The organism is Agaribacter flavus (assembly GCF_042646125.1).
Taxonomy (GTDB): domain Bacteria; phylum Pseudomonadota; class Gammaproteobacteria; order Enterobacterales; family Alteromonadaceae; genus Glaciecola; species Glaciecola flavus.
The window spans coordinates 242310-264119 of sequence record NZ_JBHRSW010000014.1 but is presented as its reverse complement, the minus strand read 5'-3'; the positions used below and the strand labels follow the sequence as shown (position 1 = coordinate 264119).

General features: G+C 41.6%; 21 protein-coding genes and 3 tRNA genes. 15 read left to right on the top strand and 9 right to left on the bottom strand.

The features are described from left to right. Positions 1-540: 540 nt before the first annotated feature. Positions 541-4053 (top strand): TonB-dependent receptor, encoded by a 3513-nt coding sequence (locus tag ACFOHL_RS08960; protein WP_376919881.1) that lies wholly within the window; start codon positions 541-543, stop codon positions 4051-4053. A gap of 111 nt (positions 4054-4164) precedes the next feature. Here ACFOHL_RS08960 and ACFOHL_RS08955 read toward each other — a convergent pair whose 3' ends face one another. After that, complete coding sequence (locus tag ACFOHL_RS08955; RefSeq protein WP_376919880.1) at positions 4165-4701, bottom strand: DUF3016 domain-containing protein; 537 nt, start codon at positions 4699-4701, stop codon at positions 4165-4167. 305 nt (positions 4702-5006) lie between these two features. Here ACFOHL_RS08955 and uvrY point away from each other — a divergent pair, with 305 nt between their 5' ends. The 8 genes from uvrY (at position 5007) to ACFOHL_RS08915 (ending at position 9059) form a co-directional block, all read left to right on the top strand. Next, entirely contained in the window at positions 5007-5648 is a 642-nt protein-coding gene (uvrY, locus tag ACFOHL_RS08950; protein ID WP_376919879.1) for a UvrY/SirA/GacA family response regulator transcription factor, read from the top strand. A gap of 23 nt (positions 5649-5671) precedes the next feature. Next, the gene (gene uvrC, locus ACFOHL_RS08945) at positions 5672-7504 is read left to right on the top strand and encodes an excinuclease ABC subunit UvrC (RefSeq protein ID WP_376919878.1); all 1833 of its coding nucleotides are present in this window, start codon (positions 5672-5674) and stop codon (positions 7502-7504) included. A 54-nt stretch (positions 7505-7558) separates the two neighbouring features. After that, the gene (gene pgsA, locus ACFOHL_RS08940) at positions 7559-8125 is read left to right on the top strand and encodes a CDP-diacylglycerol--glycerol-3-phosphate 3-phosphatidyltransferase (RefSeq protein WP_376919976.1); all 567 of its coding nucleotides are present in this window, start codon (positions 7559-7561) and stop codon (positions 8123-8125) included. A gap of 173 nt (positions 8126-8298) precedes the next feature. Continuing rightward, positions 8299-8374 (top strand) — tRNA-Gly (locus tag ACFOHL_RS08935). A gap of 23 nt (positions 8375-8397) precedes the next feature. Continuing rightward, positions 8398-8472 (top strand) — tRNA-Cys (locus tag ACFOHL_RS08930). Between the two features lie 29 nt (positions 8473-8501). Continuing rightward, positions 8502-8588, top strand: a tRNA-Leu gene (locus tag ACFOHL_RS08925). Positions 8589-8775: 187 nt separating this feature from the next. Next, positions 8776-8982 carry a type II toxin-antitoxin system CcdA family antitoxin gene (locus tag ACFOHL_RS08920; RefSeq protein WP_376919877.1) on the top strand — a complete coding sequence of 69 codons (207 nt, stop codon included), beginning with the start codon at positions 8776-8778 and terminating at the stop codon, positions 8980-8982. After that, entirely contained in the window at positions 8955-9059 is a 105-nt protein-coding gene (locus tag ACFOHL_RS08915) for a hypothetical protein (RefSeq protein ID WP_376919975.1), read from the top strand. The genes ACFOHL_RS08920 and ACFOHL_RS08915 overlap by 28 nt, the downstream gene beginning before the upstream one ends. Before the next feature lie 59 nt (positions 9060-9118). Here ACFOHL_RS08915 and ACFOHL_RS08910 read toward each other — a convergent pair whose 3' ends face one another. Further along, complete coding sequence (locus ACFOHL_RS08910) at positions 9119-9859, bottom strand: anti-sigma factor (protein ID WP_376919876.1); 741 nt, start codon at positions 9857-9859, stop codon at positions 9119-9121. Beyond that, positions 9846-10409 carry an RNA polymerase sigma factor gene (locus tag ACFOHL_RS08905; RefSeq protein WP_376919875.1) on the bottom strand — a complete coding sequence of 188 codons (564 nt, stop codon included), beginning with the start codon at positions 10407-10409 and terminating at the stop codon, positions 9846-9848. Before ACFOHL_RS08905 ends, ACFOHL_RS08910 begins: the two co-directional genes overlap by 14 nt. A 337-nt stretch (positions 10410-10746) precedes the next feature. Here ACFOHL_RS08905 and ACFOHL_RS08900 point away from each other — a divergent pair, with 337 nt between their 5' ends. From ACFOHL_RS08900 to ACFOHL_RS08875, 6 genes are read left to right on the top strand one after another with little or no spacing between them, the layout of a single operon-like run. After that, positions 10747-11346, top strand: a complete 600-nt coding sequence (locus ACFOHL_RS08900) for a leucine-rich repeat domain-containing protein (protein ID WP_376919874.1) — start codon at positions 10747-10749, stop codon at positions 11344-11346. Then, the gene (locus tag ACFOHL_RS08895; RefSeq protein WP_376919873.1) at positions 11336-12595 is read left to right on the top strand and encodes a hypothetical protein; all 1260 of its coding nucleotides are present in this window, start codon (positions 11336-11338) and stop codon (positions 12593-12595) included. The genes ACFOHL_RS08900 and ACFOHL_RS08895 overlap by 11 nt, the downstream gene beginning before the upstream one ends. Next, on the top strand, positions 12595-13215 hold the full coding sequence (locus ACFOHL_RS08890; RefSeq protein WP_376919872.1) for a LysE family translocator: 621 nt from the start codon (positions 12595-12597) through the stop codon (positions 13213-13215). Before ACFOHL_RS08895 ends, ACFOHL_RS08890 begins: the two co-directional genes overlap by 1 nt. Beyond that, positions 13216-13965, top strand: a complete 750-nt coding sequence (locus tag ACFOHL_RS08885; RefSeq protein ID WP_376919871.1) for a hypothetical protein — start codon at positions 13216-13218, stop codon at positions 13963-13965. Between the two features lie 28 nt (positions 13966-13993). Beyond that, the gene (locus ACFOHL_RS08880) at positions 13994-14791 is read left to right on the top strand and encodes a glucosaminidase domain-containing protein (protein WP_376919870.1); all 798 of its coding nucleotides are present in this window, start codon (positions 13994-13996) and stop codon (positions 14789-14791) included. Further along, positions 14788-15438 carry a DUF2987 domain-containing protein gene (locus tag ACFOHL_RS08875; RefSeq protein ID WP_376919869.1) on the top strand — a complete coding sequence of 217 codons (651 nt, stop codon included), beginning with the start codon at positions 14788-14790 and terminating at the stop codon, positions 15436-15438. Before ACFOHL_RS08880 ends, ACFOHL_RS08875 begins: the two co-directional genes overlap by 4 nt. 3 nt (positions 15439-15441) lie before the next feature. Here the strand turns inward: ACFOHL_RS08875 and rssA are convergent, their stop codons facing one another. The 6 genes from rssA to ACFOHL_RS08845 all read right to left on the bottom strand — a co-directional run bounded on the left by rssA (position 15442) and on the right by ACFOHL_RS08845 (position 21804). Further along, entirely contained in the window at positions 15442-16359 is a 918-nt protein-coding gene (gene rssA / locus ACFOHL_RS08870; protein ID WP_376919868.1) for a patatin-like phospholipase RssA, read from the bottom strand. Positions 16360-16372: 13 nt separating this feature from the next. Further along, complete coding sequence (gene ttcA, locus ACFOHL_RS08865; RefSeq protein WP_376919867.1) at positions 16373-17293, bottom strand: tRNA 2-thiocytidine(32) synthetase TtcA; 921 nt, start codon at positions 17291-17293, stop codon at positions 16373-16375. Positions 17294-17553: 260 nt separating this feature from the next. Continuing rightward, positions 17554-18279, bottom strand: a complete 726-nt coding sequence (fnr, locus tag ACFOHL_RS08860; RefSeq protein WP_376919866.1) for a fumarate/nitrate reduction transcriptional regulator Fnr — start codon at positions 18277-18279, stop codon at positions 17554-17556. Between the two features lie 61 nt (positions 18280-18340). Beyond that, positions 18341-18991, bottom strand: a complete 651-nt coding sequence (locus ACFOHL_RS08855; RefSeq protein WP_376919865.1) for a sulfite exporter TauE/SafE family protein — start codon at positions 18989-18991, stop codon at positions 18341-18343. Further along, entirely contained in the window at positions 18978-19214 is a 237-nt protein-coding gene (gene ccoS / locus ACFOHL_RS08850; protein WP_376919864.1) for a cbb3-type cytochrome oxidase assembly protein CcoS, read from the bottom strand. Before ccoS ends, ACFOHL_RS08855 begins: the two co-directional genes overlap by 14 nt. A 103-nt stretch (positions 19215-19317) precedes the next feature. Continuing rightward, positions 19318-21804, bottom strand: coding sequence for a heavy metal translocating P-type ATPase (locus ACFOHL_RS08845; RefSeq protein ID WP_376919863.1), 2487 nt, complete (start codon positions 21802-21804; stop codon positions 19318-19320). Positions 21805-21810 lie beyond the last annotated feature (6 nt).

The window sequence follows — 21810 nt, the reverse complement described above, 5'->3', positions numbered from 1 at the left end:
GTATCCCAATTCATAGTAAATCTCCCTCTGACTTTTCCTGAATGTTATTCAAGCACTTTTTAGTGCCTAACTTTTTGCCAAGCATTTGAACATATCAACAAGGCATCCTCAAATTTTAAGGAAGATAGGTAATCCTTTTGCAACACAAGACCTTAGTGCTTATAACTCACCGCGCTGGAACCACCACACGCCCATCATTTTTTCGACTTATGTTCAAATTATAGTCTTAAATGTAAAAATTATATTTCAAATGTAAAATAAAAACTGCATTTAATGTATACATTAAAGTTAATTTTATGTTATACATATTAGTAGGTCGCACCGTACATATATCCCACTTAATTTTGTGTGGTTGTTGAATGTTTACACGTAATAATTTGTTGGGCTTTATCTGATATTGCGTTATCAAAGTGCCTTGTTGTCGAGTTGTTGGTGTTGATGGGATCGATGTGATTAATGAAAGGCAGGAGTCGCGTTGCCAACGCTGTATTTTTGTCAAAGTAACAATGTCAATTAGAACACCCAACTAGGAGTCAATTAATGGACACTGCGAGGAAAAAAGCACATTGCGTGCGCAATAATCTTTTAAAATACACGTCAATATTTCCGTTGGTATTGCTGGGAACTCAAGTTGCTATTTCGCAAGAAAATAACGAAAACAATGAAGAAACAACTGAGCATATTGAAGTAAAAGGCACCTACAAAGCACTCTCAGAAGCCGCCGCACTTAAGCGCAGCGCTTCACAAATCGTTGATGCAATTTCTGCAGCGGATATAGGTAAACTGCCAGATACTAATATTGCTGAAGCCTTGCAGCGTGTAACGGGGATCACGATTGGCCGTGATGATGCGGGTGACGGTACGTCTTTTCAGATTCGTGGATTCAGTGAAAACTCCCTAACTATTAATGGTAAAGGCGTGGTAACCGATGGCTTTGACGATCGTGAAAACAACCTTAATGCACTGTCATCAGCGCTTGTTAAAAACATTGTTGTCAGTAAAACACCGACTGCAGACCAAATAGAGGGTGGCAGCGGGGGCTCTGTAGAGTTGACCACCTTTTCACCGCTAGACTTCGATGACCTAGAATTGCGCGTGAGTGCCGATTTAAACGATAACTCACTCAAGAGCGATCCCAGTGCGAAAATTAGCGGTTTGTACTCCGACCGTATTACATTAGACGGCGCAGGAGAATTAGGGTTTTTAATTAATTTAGAAAAAGAAAACAGAAATACTTATTCAGAAGGCTTCAGTACTCGATATGGTGGTACAGACCGCAGTCGAAATGGACGCCATGACCCAGTGGGGATCGGGCGTTCAATAGCTTTATTAAACACTTTGGGACAAGCGCCTTTAAATGCTGCTTTTATTCCTCGATTCTCTGATGTGAGTTTACGCGACCAAGAAATTGATACTGATACAATAAGTGGTGCAATTGAATGGGCACCGACAGAAAATTTCAGCGTTGAATTTAAGGGCTCGTTTAGTGAATATAAAAAAGCGAACGCACAATCTAACTTGCGCTTAAATGGCTCTCAGCTGGGCGGCAATAGGGATGCGCGCGGCGAGTTTGGTGTCACACTCGAACCTGGCGCCACTTGGGATACCTTAGTTAGACCGGCAAATGCAAATGAATATGATGTGTCTACTTTTGCCGATAACTATACGCTGCCAAATGGTAACACCTTAAATAGTCAATTTACATCAGGTGAATTGGCAACGGGTGATGTCATGCGCTCAATGTTGACTTCGGGCATATTCTTAGCGGATTCAGAAAATAATAACCAAAATTCGCCATTTTCCAGTCGAGGTGGTTTATTCATACAAGAAAAAAGCCAAACCAATGTAGGCATAGACATTGATTGGTATGTCACTGATGACCTGTTAATCACCGCCCAAGTGGGGCGTTCTGAATCCGAAACTGATAATCTGAATCGTCGAATGGAGTTACATTTAGAAACAGAACATCCAGTTACTGGCAGACGCTTGTATCCTAGTTTACGTTATGACATCAGAAACGGCGGCAATCTGCCCGAGTATGAGTTGCTTTGGCGTGAACCCGTATTAGATGAAAATGGCAACCGAATCGGCGGAAGAGATATAGCAGGTTTTGCGCCTGATTATCTAGATCCGGTGGCAAGAAATGATTTACACCGTTTACATAGATTGGACAAATCTCTGAGCCGCACACGCGGTACAATCGATGAAGCGCGTTTTGACGTAGATTGGGACGTAGAGCTAGGAGGGATCACCCGTATAGAGTTTGGTGGTCGCTATGATAGCTTGGAAAACTTTAAAGACCGCTCTGATTTTAGAACACCTTTTGTCCCAGGATTCGAAGATAATGATGCGGACGGTATTCCAGATGACTTAGATGGAGACGGCTTGCCAGACAATCCTGAAAGACGAGGTAGTCGACCAAATAGAACCCTAACATCTTTAATAGAAGATCCCTTGGTTGGCAGTGAAGATGCCGCATTTTCTAGCGTAACACCGGAATTACTGGATCGTTTCTTTCTGCTTCGTGATGGGCTTTCCGGTGTGTCGAGTAATTTCCCTGGCCAATTCTGGGGAACAACCGATGACGCAGCGCTTTGGGATGAGACTATCAATTCTGTATATGGCGGTCATGAAGTCTTGTTAAATGAGCTACAGACCGAAAAAGTCTTTGAAGATACCACAGCCTTTTATTTAAAACTGAATTTTGAATACGAAGTTGCAGGTATGCCGCTAACTGGTAATATCGGTGTGCGCCACGGTAAAACCACAGGGCAATCCGAAGCTTTTATCGCACACTGTAATATGCCTTGGTTAGTAGATGCTGAGAAAACAGCGATTGTACGTCAGGAACAGCAGGAATTTAGAGATAACCTTCAGGCATGGATAGATGGCGGTGAAGTGGGTGAACAACCGACCCTAACACCATCGTTTTGGGATAGACCCTTGTCTACACACCAAGGTCGCAATGATCCGCTGGGCGCGCCAGAAAGAATGAGCTTCTGTAATACTCGCTTAGAGCCAGGTGGTGACCAAGTGGCGGTAATCTTTCAAGATGATCCTTGGGTTATTACACCAGGCTTCCCTGCTCAAGGTATTTTACGTACCGGTACACCCAATGTAGATGGTACTTCACTTTGGAAAGACTATTTGGCATCAGAGTATGAGTATGACTTTACCTTGCCAAGTTTAAACTTAAACTTAGGTGTAGCGGATGATATGTACGTGCGTTTTGCTGCATACAAAACCATCGCAAGACCAGGTCCGAATGACTTGAGCTTGGATCCAGCAAATAGAAATGGCGTATTCACGCAAGGTAACCCTAACCTAAAACCTTACGAGACCGAGTCATTTGATATTTCGTGGGAATGGTATATCTCGCAAACAGATAACATTTCTTTGACTTATTTTTCAAAGGATTTGCTCAATCAAAAAATTGATAGCACAGAATTTAACGTCGATTTAAATCGCTTAGTCTCCCAGCCCATTAATGGTGGTGACGGCAAGGTAGATGGTATCGAATTCAGCACGGTTCATACCTTTGGCTACTTACCAGAGGTAATCAGAGGCTTTGGTGTGCAACTCAATTATACGATTATTGACAGTGAGCAATCGAATGGTTGGGACGAATACACAGGCTTTGATTTGCCAATTGTAAATCGTTCAGACGAAACTTATAACATTCAGTTCTTTTATGAAAACCATGGGTGGAGTGCGCGTTTAGCTTATAACTGGCGTGATTCAAGACTACACGGAGCTGAGGAGCAATCATATCGCGATTTAACTTTGGGACAGATAAATGACGCAAGTACAGCTGCTGCTGGGCAAAATGTGTATAACAACTTTATCGATGTCAACCCCAGAAGCTGGTACGAAGACTATGCTCAACTCGATTTCACTTTAGGGTATGACTTTTCGGATAATTTGAGTGTTGTTTTTAAAGCTTCAAACATAACGGAAGAGGTAAACCGAGCGTTTACTGTTATTCCAGAAGCCACAAGAGAATATAACTTAGCTGCTTCATTCTATCGTTTATCGGTAAGTTGGAAGCTGTAATCAATACAGTTTATGCTGTTCGATTAAAAAGCATACTTTGAGCCCCTTTTACAGGGGCTTTCTTTATTCAACGTTCAACCATACTTAACAGAAATATAGTTGTGATCAAAACTAAGCGTTTATCACTTCCTTGAATTCTTTTTTAAACCAATCCGACAACATCTCTCGTTCAAAATACAAGGCGCGTTGACTACCTATTCGTGAAGCGTTATCTAGGTAATTCATATCGCGCAGGTTCACGGTATCGCTAGACACAATTTGCCCCTTGTCGTCTTTTAGTTCATAGCTAAACTTAATACGCGGAATGTCAATTCGTTGCATGATACGCACAAAATTGAAATTGCGGCGCGTGTCACCCGCCATATCCAAATCATTCACGGTTAATGACAGCTCATAACCTTCTGGGAATTTTTCCGCTAGTTTTTCAACATGCTTGTGTAAACGATTGAAAACGAACTTTCTATATTTAATGCGGGTACTGGTGTTGCCAGATGGATGCACGTCTCTAAACTCGGTCGGTTTGACCCACTCAATGTTCACGCGTCCGTTTTCAATTTCAGTTTTAAAATTTTCTTCTTCAGCGATAGCGGGGGACAAAAAACACAGGCTACCCGCGATCAATAGGGTTTTAGGTAATAGGTGCTTCACGATTTTTCCTCAAATTTAGGGTGCGCAAGTTATAGAGTACAAAATTCGAGCGATAGTTCAAATTAAAAATTTTACTACATCGCGTTTTGGCTAACTAATTGACAACACACCACAACACAGCTCTTACCCCAAAAGGTATTTACTCTATGTCTTGTTCATATTTGACTTTATTGATTTATATTTTTAACAAAATATTATCAATTCACGGCTTAATATATACGGCTCAGTGTGATAATGTAACGACAAACATGCAATGCATTTTAAAGTTTGCACTCAACTAGTAGTAACACAGGTTCAATTACGACGTGATCAAAATTTTAGTAGTGGATGACCATGAGCTCGTAAGGACAGGGATAAGCCGAATTTTAAACGATGTTAATGATTTTAAAGTCATTGCAGAAGTCGGGAGTGGCGAAGATGCCGTCGAGTACTGCCGGAAAAACTCGCCTGATATCGTTTTAATGGACGTATCAATGCCGGGCATAGGTGGCTTAGAAGCAACAAAAAAAGTACTGCGATATTGCGAGGAAACACGAGTTATCTGTGTATCTATGCACAAAGAAAATCCCATTCCCGCTAAAATAATGCAAGCCGGTGCTTTTGGTTTTCTGACAAAAGACGCGGATCACTCAGAAATGATTGATGCCATATATAAAGTCTCGTCAGGTCAGAAATACATTTCGCCTGAAATTGCACAAAAAATAGCAATAGGGCAATTGGATTTGACCGCAGACAACCCCTTTGACCAGTTGAGTGAAAGAGAATTAGAAATCACCTTGATGTTGACACGTGGCGTCAAGGTAACCGATATCGCCAACAAACTGGCTATCAGTGCTAAAACCGTGAATACTTATCGTTACCGGATGTTTGATAAACTCAATATCGGCTCAGATGTAGAACTCACTCACCTCGCACTTAGGCATAAGCTCATTCAGACCAGTGCATAAATAAGTAGGTAATCGCCTGACTTATGACAGAACAACAAGAAAATAGCTTTGACCATCGACATTTTTTGAAAAATGTATCGTCTTCGCCGGGCGTGTATCGCATGTACAATAGCCGAGGCGAGGTGATTTATGTCGGCAAAGCTAAAAACCTAAAAAAGCGTTTAAGTAGCTATTTTAGAGCCAATTTAGATAGCGCAAAAACGCAAAGTTTAGTTGCGAATATCAGCAATATCGATGTGACTTTAGTAAGCAGTGAAACAGAAGCGTTTCTGCTTGAAAACAACTACATCAAAAAGTATCGCCCTAGGTTTAACGTTGTTCTCAAAGATGACAAATCCTACCCATTTATCTTGATCTCTGAACATAAACACCCACGGATCAGTGTGCACCGTGGCTCGAGAAAGCCAAAAGGACAGTACTTTGGCCCTTATCCAAGTGCGTGGTCGGTAAGAGAGAGTTTGCGATCCTTGCAAAAGCTTTTTCCCATTCGCCAATGTGAAGATAACTATTATAAAAATCGTTCTCGCCCCTGTTTGCAATATCAGATGCAGCGGTGCGCTGCGCCCTGTGTTGAAGGCTACGTCAGTGACGACGATTATGCCGAGCAAGTCAGACTCGCAAGTATGTTCTTAAAAGGCAAAAATGTAGAGGTGATTCATGCACTTATTGACAAGATGGAGGCAGCCAGTGAAAAACTTAACTTTGAAGCGGCAGCCAAGTATCGCGATCAGGTGAGCGCACTTCGAAAAGTACAAGAAAACCAAATTATTACCAGTACACAAGAACAATTGGATGTATATGGTTTTTCGCACAAAAATGGCATTGCGAGTATTTACGGAATTTTTATTCGAGACAATCAAATACTGGGCAGCAAAGCATTTTTTCCAAAAGTGCCAAAGGACTCTGACGATCAGGAAATCTTACTTTCGTTTTTACTGCAGTTTTATCTTGCCGGTAATAAAACGATACCTAAACAAGTCGTGTTACCGCTCAAAATTAGTGAGGCTGCTGAGGTTGAAGCAGTCTTGTCTTCTGAAGCAGGTCGCAAAGTGCGATTTTACGAGGGCGTGAGAGACGAAAAACGAAGGTATTTGGAGCTAGCCAATAAAAATGCGCAAAATGCCTTAGAAACCCAACAAAATCAACAAATATCATTGTTCAAGCGCTTCAGTGATTTAGAGCAAATTATCGAAGTAGATACCCCCATTAAACGCATGGAGTGTTTTGATATTTCACACACATCCGGTGAACAAACGGTAGCCTCTTGTGTGGTGTTTGACCGCAATGGCCCTAAGAAATCAGACTACAGACGCTTCAATATTGAAGGCATTACCCCTGGTGATGACTATGCGGCGATGCTTCAAGCCCTTCGCCGCAGGTATAAAAAGCCAAGCGAAGACACAAAGATCCCAGATATATTGTTAATTGACGGAGGAAAAGGGCAGTTATCGCAAGCTGAACAACACTTTCAAGATTGGCCCGAAGAATACAAACCTTTGATAATTGGTGTGGCAAAAGGAAGTTCGCGCAAAGCCGGATTAGAAACCTTAATCTTAGCTTATTCTCATGCAACAATACCGGTGCAATCAGACCAAGCCGGTTTGCACTTAATACAGCATATTCGAGACGAATCACATCGCTTTGCCATTAGCGGTCATCGCAATCGGCGACAAAAAGCCAAGTCAAGTTCTCCCTTACAAGGCATACCTGGAGTGGGGGCAAAACGTCGCCAAGTATTGCTAAAACACACCGGCGGCTTACAAGGTTTAAAACACGCAAGTAAAGAAGAAATAGCCAAAGTACCGGGCATTAGTGAAGCGCTAGCCGATACCATATATGATTATTTACATGCGTAATTATGTAGATTTGCTATCATGCAGCTTGTGTTATCGATAGATTAGTGAAGTATGATTTGGACAGTACCCAACGTCGTTACAATTTTTAGGGTCATTTTAATTCCTGTTTTCGTTGCCGTATATTTTCTAGATTGGACATGGGCAAATGAACTCAGCGCTTTTATTTTTTGCATTGCCGCGATTACCGATTGGTTTGACGGTTATCTTGCTCGTAAACTCCAGCAAGTCAGCGCTTTTGGTGCCTTCCTTGACCCTGTTGCAGACAAGCTTATTGTTGCCGCCGCTTTATTAATGGTGACCCATATGTACGCCAGTCCTTGGGTCGCCGTCCCCGCGATTGTTATATTGATGCGTGAAATTTACGTTTCAGCACTGCGAGAGTGGATGAGCCAACAAGGGCAATCCGAAGCTGTGAAAGTAAACCTTATCGGCAAAGCGAAAACCATGACACAAATGTTAGCCATTATTGGTTTGTTATCAGGTTTAGACACGTTTTTGGGCTTTCCAATATATTGGGTAGTATTGGGTAAAATTTTGCTGTCTTTCGCCGCTATTCTCTCGGTTTGGTCTATGCTTGTGTATTCATCAGCCGCATGGAAAACACTGCGCTCGCTTAAATAATTATCGCCAAATGCACCAATTTTAGGCATGTTGCTTAAAATTTGTATGAACGGTTCTTTTTACCAAGATTTGTTGTTGACAGTTTTGTGAATGTCGGTAGAATTCACGCCACATTTTAGAGCAGGCGATTAATTTAATTAGTTATCTCGCACTAAAATAGACAATTAGATTACGCGGGAATAGCTCAGTTGGTAGAGCACAACCTTGCCAAGGTTGGGGTCGCGAGTTCGAGTCTCGTTTCCCGCTCCAATCTAATAGAGTGTAGTCAAAATGGCGCTGTGGCAGAATGGCTATGCAGCGGATTGCAAATCCGTACCATTCCGGTTCGAATCCGGTCGGCGCCTCCACACTCCTTGCATTAGCAAGCACCCCCTTAGCCCGGGTGGTGAAATTGGTAGACACAAGGGATTTAAAATCCCTCGCTGGTAACAGCGTGCCGGTTCAAGTCCGGCCCCGGGCACCATTTATCATTTAGCTATATTCTGCTAAATCTTATTACTTCTTACTATTCAATAATTTAGAGTAGATTCTCAAAAGCTGTGATTTCATATTACTAGCCATATATCGCCATATTTGCGACCAAAGTGCGGCTGAAACTAAGGTTTAACTCGAAATACACACAATTGTTATATATGATTGTTGGGCGTTTAATGCTTTTCAAAAAGCTAGGTGTGAATATTTCCAGCTCTGCCGAATTGGGGATTCAACATGCACTATTAGCGCGTAAAAAGGAGCTATGGTTAAAAGAAAACAAAGAAGCTATTGAAAGCTCCAATAAGTATGTGGAATTAAACGGTCTCCCGCTTAGTCAGTTTCGGTCACCCAGTTTATCGCTGCCGCACCAGAATCAGAGTTAAAACATCCAGTCGGTAACCTAAGTGAATATCACCACGACATCACCGCAGTGCTTGATATGATTTTTTCTGGCTTTTAGAAGAGCAATAGTTTAGTAAGTGTTAGGCTGGTATTGACCAAGCCAGCCTAAACTTTCAACTACGATACCTCATCGGGCTGAGAAAACCTCACGCAAACCCCTTCAGCTATGACAGTTTCGCTTGGTTCATCAAAAGGTGAACCACCCACTTCTTCAAGCGTGATCAACAAGTGAGACGAGTCTTGTATCAAGCGCAGTGTGGCTTGGTCTAAGTTAATGCTTGTTTGTTGTTCATCAAACACAAACAATGGTCGTATTTGCCCGTCTCTACGTGATTTTGACCACAGTTGTAAACTTCCGTTTTGGGGCTTCTGAAAATCATCCCATTTTAGGTGCAATTTTTGTCCTTCGGATGCGGTAAGCGCAGTTAGTACGGGCTGGTTTCCTTCGTTAAGCAGAACGGCGACATAATCAGTATTGGGGCCTAGTGCCTCGTCGTTCCATTGTACTGTTGTGACTAATACCAACACAAAAGCTGCAAACAAAGATACGGTTGCTACTTTCCATGGAAACAACATGTCCATAATAGAACCAAGCTTGGGAGAGTGCGTTTTTACATCATGCGATGTTTGATTAATTCTCGATTTAATCTTTTCCAGTGACTGCGGATCAGGTGCTACATCCACTTCTATGGCAGTTTGCACTTCGAGGTATTTTTCCCAAAAATGTACCTCGTCAACTAAGTTGTGATCGCGCTTTAACTGATCTTCAAATACGAGTCTTTCTTCAAAATTAAGCGTGCCCAATACGTATTCGAAGGCTTCAGAAGAGCTTTCTGTAGAAATTTTATTTGTACTCATTCTGCAAACACTCTTTTAGTTTTAAAGAACCACGTCTTAGCCAAGATTTAACCGTATTCAAATTTGCACCTAATATATCGACTAACTCTTCTCTCGAATATCCGTAAAGGTAAGCAAGTTTTATACTCTTGCTGAACTTTTCGTGCATAGTTTCTAAGCAAGCTTGCGTTTTGTGATTTAGCTCAATATTTTCAAGTTCTTCTAAGGGCCTTTCCTTAGCAGGTGTTGTGAGCAGTAGATCTTCTTCTTCATCTCCTCCAATGCGATTAGCGTGTTTTTGCTCACGACGAATTTTGTCAATTGCTCTGTATCTAACAATGGAACTCATCCATGTTGTTGCTTGCGATTGAGCCGGCGAGAAACTTCCCGCATTATCCCAAATTTGTACAAAGGCGTCTTGTAAAACCTCGTTACTTGACTCTTGAGAGCGGACAATCTTGTATGCTACCGCATGCAAATATACGGCGCTGAGCCCATACAGTTTCTCCAAGGCTTTTTGCTCTTTTAGCGCACAACGCGCCAGCAAACTCGCCAATAATTCATTGTCCAAACTACATTCCTTTTACATATTTGTACGTAGATACAATTAAATAGTTGCAGTGATCAATATGGCGATCAAAAAATGAATGTATAAATAGCTATATTGATGAACTGCTTTTTACAACAAACTTACATATAACGACGACGAAATCAATCCTGCAAAAGTTTATTGATTTGCGCAATTTAACCTCAATCACGCGCGGTTAAACAACACAATTAATGACTTGTAAGGATTACTTACTTTAGTTAGCCTAAGTCAATCAAATTAACAGGCAAATAACATATTTAAGATCATGTATTTACCATTAACTAGACTGCTCACTTTTGTTTTATTGATAAGTGCAACTATGATGAGTTTCGCTAAGGCCAGCTTTCTTGTAGATGACGAAGCATTGAATAAGTGTTTGCGCGATATAGCGGAAGCAGAAGGATATGACTCTGCTGAACAGTTCACCCAGATTAAATGCAATAGCAAAGGGATTCGTTCGATTGCAGGCATCGAACAATTTACAAATTTAAGCTCACTCTCAGTTTTCAACAACAAATTGCAGATGGTTGATGCAAAGCTCGATGACTTACCCAAATTAACCGAACTGAATATTGCAAGAAATAGACTAAAAAATTTGTCGCTCAATAATCTGAAATCTATCGAAAAAGTCTATGCGTTTGATAATAAACTGGAACAAATATCACTTGAAAACCTACCAAGGTTAAGCATGATAAAAGCACAAAACAACAAGGCAGGCTCTTTTTCGTATCAAGATGTTCCATTGCTTTCAAAAATTTATATTTTTAATAATCAACTCGAACATATGGATATCCACAATCTACCTAGTATTACGTATGTGGATTGTCGTCAAAACCCTATGCCTGACCCCTTGTATGATGAAATGGATGCCATGAAAAATGTGAGTTTTCTTCACGATGGGAACGCAGATGATTGGTAATTTTTGTGGAAACAAATACACATTTTGCTTGGTGTATCTTTTATGTGTGGGATTTGTTTGTGAAAAACCACAAGCAAAGTCTTTCACAATCGAACAACACAATATCGATCTCGGTGTAAGACCACGCCTAGCTTATATAGACGGCTCTCAAGATGCTAAGTCAGCCTCTATGCTTTTTCGCATACGTGCCAATAGTGAATGGACAGAGGCGTTTTCAAGTACAATCGAAATTGACTATGTTGTGTTAGGTTTACAGGACGAGTTCTCCAATGGAGTAAATTTTAACAATAATCCGGTTATTCCTGATGTTGAGGGCATTGATGTAAATCAGCTTTATTTTACATACTCGATTAATAACGTGAGCAATGTCGTAATTGGCAGAGAAGTAATAAATCTGGGCAATGAACGATTTGTGGGTTCAAATAGTTTTTGGCAGAACGAACAAAGTTTTGATACCGCTGGAATAGACTACGAATTTGCTAGTGCCTCTTCGTTTGTATACCGATATGTCAGCAATGCGAATCGCATTACGGGGGATCAAGCAGGTGTTAACTTGAGACCGTCAGATGCGAACTTTGAACAAAATAATGGCCGTAGACCTGCCAGTTTTCTGGGCGACCACACTCACAATACCCACTTGTTTTTCACTGAAATAAGAGAGTTTGATCACGCTGTGTTGCAAGCCTACTTTTTTGATATGGACATCGAGGAGATGAGGCTATTATCTAACCAAACCCTAGGTCTTCGCTATCAATATCGCTCACGATTTCAATCGTATAAAGCATCCTTGGATGCAGAGTATGCTGTTCAACGACGCCAGGAACTAGGCGATAATCGTCGCTTTAATTATTACAAGCTTGGCCTTGGTATCGGATTTAAAACACGTGATTTGTTTTTGCGATATGAAGTATTGGGAGAAAATAACGATGCGAGTTTTGTTACGCCGCTAGCATCCCTGCATGACCAGAATGGTTGGGCAGACAAATTCCTTGTTACCCCTGCAAAGGGCTTGCGCGATCTCTCTGTGCAAACTATCTGGCGAATTAGCCCTTTTAAGCTTGATATACGGTATCATGTGTTTACGAGTGAGCTTGGGGATGAGGACTTTGGCAAGGAGCTTGATATAGACCTATCACTAAAATTTTCTCACAACAATACACTATTATTGCGCTTCGCTGACTTCAATAGTGACAATGTGCGTTACAATAGCGATAAACGCGTATTTTTACAGTATTCATATCATTTGTAATGTTTGATTTTAGTGTTTGGTTAACCATAGCAATCATGCATGCAGTGGCAGTGGCGAGTCCAGGTCCAGATTTTGCTGTCGTCCTTAAACAAAGTTTGCAGAAAGGTAAAAAAGCGGGCATTTGGACCAGTATTGGTGTGGGGAGCGGCATACTAGTTCATGTTGTCTACTCTCTGCTTGGTGTCGGCTTGCTTATTCAGGCTAACGATTGGCTATATGAAGTACTGTTATACGCTGCTGCTGCATATCTGGTGTGGATTGGTTTTGGTGCCTTACGCAGTATGCCGAGTGAAAATCAAACGCAGGATGTACCCGCTGCAAAAGGCACCAGTAAAAACGCATTTATATTGGGATTTATTACGAATGGTTTAAATCCCAAAGCAACACTCTTCTTTTTGGCACTTTATTCTCTCGCGATTCCGACTGACACAAGCTTATCTGTAAAGCTTGCTTATGGCGTCTATTTAGCCGTAGCGACAGGGCTTTGGTTTGTGTTTGTATCTTTACTCGCCAGTCACGCCAGTATTCGACGGATTTATCAGCAAAAAGGCTATTGGTTCGACCGATTGATGGGAGTCGTGATAATATTAATGGCTATATTGCTCGTGGTTAGTCAATAAATGAAAATACATGACAAGTCTTTACTTAGTGCGCTAGACGGTAAAAAGCCTTTAGATGTTAAGGATGTATTGCTTCGTGCTAGGTCGCTATGCAGCAAGAATATTTTTACGCTTGTCATTAGTTTGTTGATGGTGTTTGCCATAATATTTGCTTTTGGCGTAGTCTTGGTGAGTACCTTCAATATCACCAAACTTGAGGATATTGAGCGTCTTCAAACTGAAGCAGGGGCGATGTTGGGTTTTGTTTCCACTATAGTCCTTGCGCCATTGTGGGCGGGTGTATCAATGATGAGTATCAACTCTCTTCGGCACAAGCCTATAAAAGCTAGCGATGTTTTTGCATATTTCTCATTTCTACCCGCTCTTGGCTTGTCAGCCGTAATTGTAAGTATTTTGACGGAAATTGGGTTTGCGCTATTGGTACTCCCTGGTTTATATGTATTTATGGCTTCGGTCTTTGTTGCACCACTTATCGTAGAGAAAAAGCTTGGGCCGATTTCCGCTATTGCTTTATCTGTCCGTATGGTGAATGCCTATTTCAATCAAATTGCAGTGATCTTTTTGGTTTTGATACTATTAATGATAGCAGTGGCACTTAGTTTTGGTCTGGCTTATATTTGGGTTGGACCTTTCTATTTCAATGTGAAGGCAATTTTGTATCAAGATTTGTTTTCTGTTGTTGATGAACAAGACTCTAGCAGTAATGCGCCTTCTCAAACAAATGAGAATACAGGGGTATTTGATGCCTAAACTTATGCAAAGGCTAGACCTTACTTTTATGAAATCGCGCACGTTTCATAAAGCGAAAGTAATATTGCTTGCGACATTATTTGTTGTCATTGTCGTCTTAGCCATCATTTTATCTCAACCGCAGCAACACCTCGTTTCGGATATTCCAGAGCTAGAGGACGACACTTCACCTGTCCCCAATTTTGCTAAATACGAAAATATCGAAGAAAAAAAACGTGCTTTTTTCGAATATTTGCGACCCGCAGTACAAGCACAAAATGACTATATCATGACGGTACGGCAATATGTGCAAGGCTTAAGAGCCAAAGAGTTGATGGGGGAGGCGTTCACCTCTAGCCAACAGGAACAATTGGACTGGCTATTAAAGGAATATCGTGTTGACGAAGGCTTGAGTCGGGAAATTATGTACCGTCGATTACTCAAAAAGATTGATATTATTCCACTTGAACTGGTCTTAGTACAAAGTGCCAATGAATCTGCTTGGGGAACATCGAGATTTGCACGCAAAGGTTACAATTTTTTTGGCCTTTGGTGCTTTGTTGAAAATTGCGGGTTTGTACCTTCGCGCAGAAATCCTGGCGCAGTGCACGAAGTGGCTAAATTTGATGACCTCTCCAGTGCTATGTATAACTACATGCGCAATATCAATCGCCATCCTGCTTATGCCGAATTGCGCAATATTAGACAAAGACTCCGAGAGAATCAGCAGGCTATCTCCGCTAGTAAATTGGCTGAAGGGTTAACACGTTACTCTGAGCGTGGCGAAGAGTATGTCGATGAGTTAAAACAAATGATACGAGTAAACAAGGAATTAATTTCTGTATGAAGCGCAATTTTATTTTTGGTATCGCAAGTGGATTTGCGCTCTCATGCCCAATAGCGCTCGTCAGTGCAGAAGAAATCTCAGTTGAATATAAACGCTTTTACAGCCATGTAAGAAAACTGAATAATGAGGAGACCGAAGCGCTACAGTTTGCATTTGGATTTAAGCATATACATGAGAATCGACTCTGTGACATAGCGTCTGCAGTAATAAGTACTGATAAAAAACAGATTCCATTGGCGCTCAGTGACGAACATCGTTTTACTGTGCCCAGTGAAAAAGCACTGCGCCTCGCCGATGCAAGGGTCGTATTAGATTTACAAGACAAGGCCAATTTATGCGACATGTCTGTTCAACTTGAAACCAAAGAAAACTACTTAAAAACAAGCTACACGCCAAAAGAACTACGCTATTTGTTTGACCAATACCATGCTTTTTTTGATGATATGGGAGGCTTATTGTCTTTTATGATGCCCTCAGTGGTTGGTTTGCGGTTTTATTTTGAGAACGGTCTTAACCAACAATTAGAAAATAGCGCATTCGTGATTGTGAATGGAGAGCTTACGGTAGACAAAAAGCAATTTGATAATTTGCCTACACTAAACTTGCCAAGCACTCCATTACGCATAACCGCAATAACATCAAAATAAGCCTTAACAGTCTTTTCTATTCTGCAAGTCTAGTTGATACTCAATTTGTTTAGCAAGGCGTTCAACTGCCGCTTTTCCCTGGTGTGCAAGCTCTTGTGCACGATGAAACTCCAATAGACCAACGTCACGGAGTTGTGGCTCTATTAGTAAGTCAGGTGGATCACCTGCCAACCTTGAACGTGTCACTCTAGCTTGTAGAATCTCCAAAGACGAACTCATGACACTCATGATACCCGGCGGCGTATTTTTCTTGTTGCCTTTTGGCGCAGGGGAAAACCATTGCTTCATAAATCCTGGGCTGCCTTTTTCCATGAATTCATCTGTTTTTTCCTGGATGCGCTTGTGCTCAGGCTCACATTTTTGCATGAGTTGCGGACGAAAATCAGCCGAGAGATTGACTGCAATCACAAAATCAGCCCCTAATTGCCGACATTGGTTAACGGGAACAGGATTAACGACGGCACCATCAACCAGCCATCGACCATTGTTTTCAATTGGTGTAAATAAGGCGGGAATTGCACATGAGGCTTGAATTGCGTTACTAACATCCCCTCGATCAAATACAACCTCTTTTCCTGAGTATAGATCGGTTGCTACCGCCGCAAAGGGTTTGTTCATTGTTTCAAAAGAGGGCGCGCAAAACTCATTGCGATGTTTTTCGAATACTCTTAAGCCAGTGGCTAAACCTCCGCGTCGAAACCCGATGCCAAGTAAACCAAATACTTGCCATTCAGTCAGCGTGAAAGCCCATTCTTCAAGTTCTTCTAGTTTTCCGCTAGCGTAAGCGGCGCCAACATACGCACCAATTGAACAGCCCGCTACCACATCAACCTTAACACCTACTTTCTCGAGTGCCTTTATGATACCGATATGCGCCCATCCTCTTGCTGCCCCTGCGCCCAATGCGAGTCCAATTTTCACTATACTTTCCTTATTATTTCAGCTCGACAATAGCAATACTTTCCTGACTTTCCATGTCTTCAATGCCTTGCTGCTCGTTGTTAAAAGATAGGGGGATGTCTATCGGATCAAATGCCGTGTCGCCCTGACTTTCTCCACCTTCTTTTGTTCTTAGATCTGAAAAGTCGTACAAACTTTTATCAAGTAAATGCGAGGGCGCGATATTTTGAAGCGCAGTAAACATAGATTCTATACGACCCGGAAAACGCTTTTGCCAGTCTTGTAGCATCAGTTTAATATTTTTCCGCTGGAGGTTTTCTTGAGAACCACACAAGTTACACGGAATGATAGGGAAGGCCATATGTCGAGCGTATTTTTCTATATCGCTTTCTTTACAGTAGGCGAGAGGACGAATCACTATATTGCTGCCATCATCGCTTACCAGTTTAGGTGGCATTGATTTTAGTTTTCCACCGTAGAACATATTTAAAAATAGTGTTTCTAAGATATCATCGCGATGATGCCCGAGTGCGATCTTCGTTGCTCCCAACTCCTGCGCAACGCGATATAAAATACCGCGCCTTAAACGCGAACACAGTGAGCAAGTTGTCTTACCCTCAGGGATCTTGTCTTTTACGATAGTGTAAGTATCTTCTTCTACAATTTTGTAATCGATTCCTAAGCCTTGCAAATAATTGGGTAATACTTCTTCTGGAAAACCGGGCTGTTTTTGATCGAGGTTTACGGCGACGAGCGTGAACGAAATGGGTGCGACTTTTTGGAGGTATAACAAGGTATCCAGCATGGCATAGCTGTCTTTACCCCCCGACAGGCATACCATAATGTGATCGCCTTCTTCGATCATATTGAAATCAATTACAGCTTTACCTGCTTCACGGCGAATACGCTTTTGCAGTTTGTTGAAACTGCTAGAGTTTTTAATATTTACAGACATATATCTTGATACTTACGAAAAAACGCCTGAAGTATACAATAACTTTTGGTTTTTTTTTAGGCTTGCTAAAATTATTACAATCGCTAACGGGGGAATCATGCAAACAATACAGCAGCCGATTGAATATCCTTCACAACCCTTGCAAAATCGCTGCGAGTATATCCATATACGCTTTGGTTTTTCATCCGTGAAAAATAAATTTTGCAAGGGTTGTGAAGGATATTCAATCGGCTGCTGTATTGTTGTTTTCCAGCGCCCTATTAGACCGCGACGCTAGTATCCGGTAAACGATCGCTGATTGCTTGAGGATCGATTATCGTGATCAGTTTACCATCTACTTTTATTAACGCATCTTTTTGAAACTTGGTGAGTAAACGGCTAACCGTTTCAACGGTTAAACCTAAGTAATTGCCTATTTCATTGCGCGTCATAGACAAATTGAATTGCTTGGCCGAAAAGCCTCGTTCATCAAAGCGTTGAGACAAATGTGAGATAAAATATAGGAGCTTTTCTTCTGCGCTACGCTTGCTTAGCAACATCATAAGATCATGATCATGCTTAATCTCTGCGCTCATAAAGCGCATTATTTGCTTTCGCAATTGTGGATACTTCATCGACATATCATCAAGCGTTTCATACGGTAACTCACAAACCATTGCAGTCTCTAGAGCTTGGGTGTAACTCTCGTGAATTTCGTTTTTAAGTGCATCAAAACCAATAATATCGCCTGGAAAATGAAAGCCTATGATCTGCTCAACACCATCTTTATCACTGATATAAGATTTAAAAGATCCCGAGCGAACCGCAAAAAGACTTTGAAAAGCATCACCACTGCTTATTAGCTTATCATTTTTATGCAGCGGTTTTTTACGTTCAATAATTTCATCTAAAGACGCCATCTCTGTTTTGTTAAGCGAAACGGGTAAACAAAGATGACTAAAACTACAACTTTGACAATGAATGGATAGACTGGATTTATTGGACATACCAAGCTCTCAGGGATGAAGCAATTGTGCTAGTGACTATTCGAAACAATTTACTCGTTAATTAGCGAAAAAGCAAAAAAACTGCACTTGAAAAAAGCGTCAATGCGAGAACATATCGCGATACTTTGTGTTGAAGTAAGGGGACAAGTTGCTTAGCACCAAAACTAATTAACAGCAGTGCGGGTAGGGTACCTAAACCAAAAGCTAGCATGAGCAGCGCACCGTTAACGGCACTCCCTGAAGCCAGACTCCACGTAAGCGCAGAGTATACAAGACCACAGGGGAGGTAGCCCCAAATCATGCCGTATACAAAGGCGTGCTTAGTGTTTTTGATTGGTATAAATCGCTTACTCAATGGCTGTACTCGCCTCCATAGTAAGCCGCCTAGGCGTTCGAGGTAAGACAAGCCCTTCCACAGATCACTAATATACAACGCGAGCAAGATTAAAAAGCCAATGCTAATGTATTCGAGTATGGGAAAATCAGTGTGATTGGCTGAACTGACGATACTACCAAGATAACCAGTGAAAGTGCCAACCAAGGTATAGGATAAAATGCGACCGCAATTGTATGCAAGGGTAAATAGCTGTTTATTTGCGTTAACTGGCATGCCAAAAGTAAAGGCGGTTACAAGCCCCCCACACATACCTACACAATGAACGCTGCCAGCAATACCAATAAAAAAGGCAGCGAGCAGGTTAATTTCCTGCATGATCGCTCGGATGAGATGTTCGAGAGGGTTTATCCTCACTCAACCTTAGGTTTTCATTGTTTTGTTGCTGCTCACCCTGCTCAATGTCGTCGTCAAACAAAATGCTATAACCTTGTCGCTCTAAATCATCGAATTGATTGTTACGCACAGCCCAAAAAAACACTGCTACGCCAATGCATACAATGATGACTGCTAGGGGGATAAGCACATAAATTATACTCATTCGATTTCTCTCTTAGGATCGATTTATCAGAACTACACAACTTTGCACAGTTCAACACTCAATATCGCTAAATTCCATTTAAGGGTTGATGCTGAACCGCACTCTACTTCATTAGACGAGTAGAATTATACACGACAATGATCGAACTCACTGACATACCTAAAGCAGCTTGCCACGGGCTTAACATACCACTGATGGCAAACGGTAATACAATAAAATTATAAGTCAGCGCCCAGCCAATGTTTTGTTTTATTTTTGCTTTAGTGCGCTTGGCCATATTGAGTAAATCATGCAACGCATTCAAGCGAAAGCCCAGCAGGACAAGGTCAGCGGCGTTTTTCGCTAAATCTGAGGCCTTGCCAACGGCAACTGAAACGTCGGCAGCGGCAAGCACAGGAGCATCATTAATGCCATCACCGAGCATAATGAGGGAGCGACCAGCAGCCTGTGCGTCTTTCACAAACTGAAGTTTTTGTTCTGGCGTGTTATTACCATAGGCGTATTTAACCCCTAATTCATCCGCCACTTTCTCGACATTAGCTTGCTCATCACCGCTGAGTATTGATAGTTTGTATTGACTCAATTGTTTAATAAGCTGAGCGGCTTCGGGCTGATGTGTATCACTGAGACAAAATTCAGCAATCAACACGCCGTCAACAAGCATGTAGACATTGGCGTCACTGAGCGTAAAGTTTGTATCAAGCTGAGTGTTGCTCCTACTGCTATTTTTAACCAAAACCTCAGCAATCAACGCCTTTGACCCGATATGGCATTCAAAGCCGTCAATTTGTGCACTAATGCCTTTACCAATCACAATATTGACTGCACTTACATTTAAGCTAAGTGTTTGTTCGAGCGAAAAGGCTTTCGCTATTGGGTGTTCTGAATATTGTTCAATATTAGCGGCTACATTGAGTACAGCCTGTTTTTGATCCTCAAGTGTTTTTAGCTTGCCTGCATACAAAGCTTTGAACAACTGACATGATGTGATTTGTGCTTGATTCACATGCATCTTTTGTATTGAAAACTCGCCAAGCGTTAGTGTGCCTGTTTTGTCGAATACAATATCGCTGGCTAGGGTAATTTGTTCCAGCGCATCTGCACGCTTTAATAAAATGCCTTTTTTGTTTAAATGTGCCATCGCACAGGTAAGCGCTGAGGGTGTTGCGAGGCCAAGTGCACAAGGGCAGGTTGCTACCAAAATGGATATCGTAATCCAAAATGCATCTGGATTACCTTGGTGATGCCAGTACGCATAACTCAAACCACTAATCAGTAGCACTGCCAACACAAAATAACGCGAAAATTGATCAGCAATTTGTGCCACTTTAGGTTTACTCGAAAGGGCAACTTCCTGTAAACGCAGTATCTGGTTCATCACTGCGTATTTAATGCTTTTTGAAACCGCTAGGCTGATTGTCCCTTCTTGATTAATTGTACCTGCATATACAGGATCCCCAACTGTTTTTAACACCGGCGCAAATTCACCGGTCAACATAGACTCGTTTATCGTTGTTTGCCCTTCGACAATAGTACCGTCTATCGGAATCGATTCTCCCGCTTTTACCATGACTTTGTCATCTACTCGTAGTTGTTTTGCAAGTACAGAATGCCATGCGCCTTCTTGCCACTTTGATGCGGTGACGGGGATCAGTTTTAGCATATTAGAAGACAATTCAGCTGCTTTATGTCGCGATCGATGCTCTAAAAATCGGCTGACCAACAGAAAGAAAACAAACATACATATGGATTCAAAATATACTTCGCCGCCTTCACTATTCACTGCCAACAAGCCAGCGATGTAAGTAGCGAGTATCGCAACACTGATAGGCACGTCCATATTAACTGTGTAAGCTTGAAACGCCTTTATCGCACTCAAATAAAACACGCTACCGGAATACAGTACAACGGGTGTTGTCAGTAGTAAGCTAACCGCATTAAAATAGCCAATGGTATCTGCTTCAAGATTACCAAATACATCAAAATATTGCCCAAACGCTAACATCATGACTTGCATGGTCATGATCCCCGCAAGCCCTAGCTTTTTAAGGTAAGATTTTTGTTCTTTTTTGTATGAAGCTTCGTGATCATCGGGCTGAAAAGGTAGCCCATCATAACCAATTTGTTTTAGACGTTTTAGGACGCCTGATAGCTGAACAATTTTATCGTCCCACGTTACCATAGCTCGACGAGCAGCGACATTCACTGCAATTTGTTTGATGCCTGAAAGTTTGGCTAACTGCTTTTCAATCAGCCAAGCACAGGCTGCGCAACTAATACCCTCAATAGTCAATTGAATTTGTTTATGTTTACCTTGATCAAATACAAATTCTTCTTGTAGCTCAGGTTCGTCGTATACTGCTAGCTTTGCCATGGTAGCATCAAGCGCGGCATCACCACGTTCCGCTAATTCAGTACGAAATTCATAATAGCTCTCTAGTCCATTGTCGACGATTGCACTCGCTACCGCATAACAACCAGGGCAACACATTGGATAGTCTACTTGCTTTATCTTGACTAGGTATTTATTGCCTTCTGTATTAGGTAGACCGCAATGGTAGCAAGCGTTTTCAGGTACAATAATGCTCATGTTCTA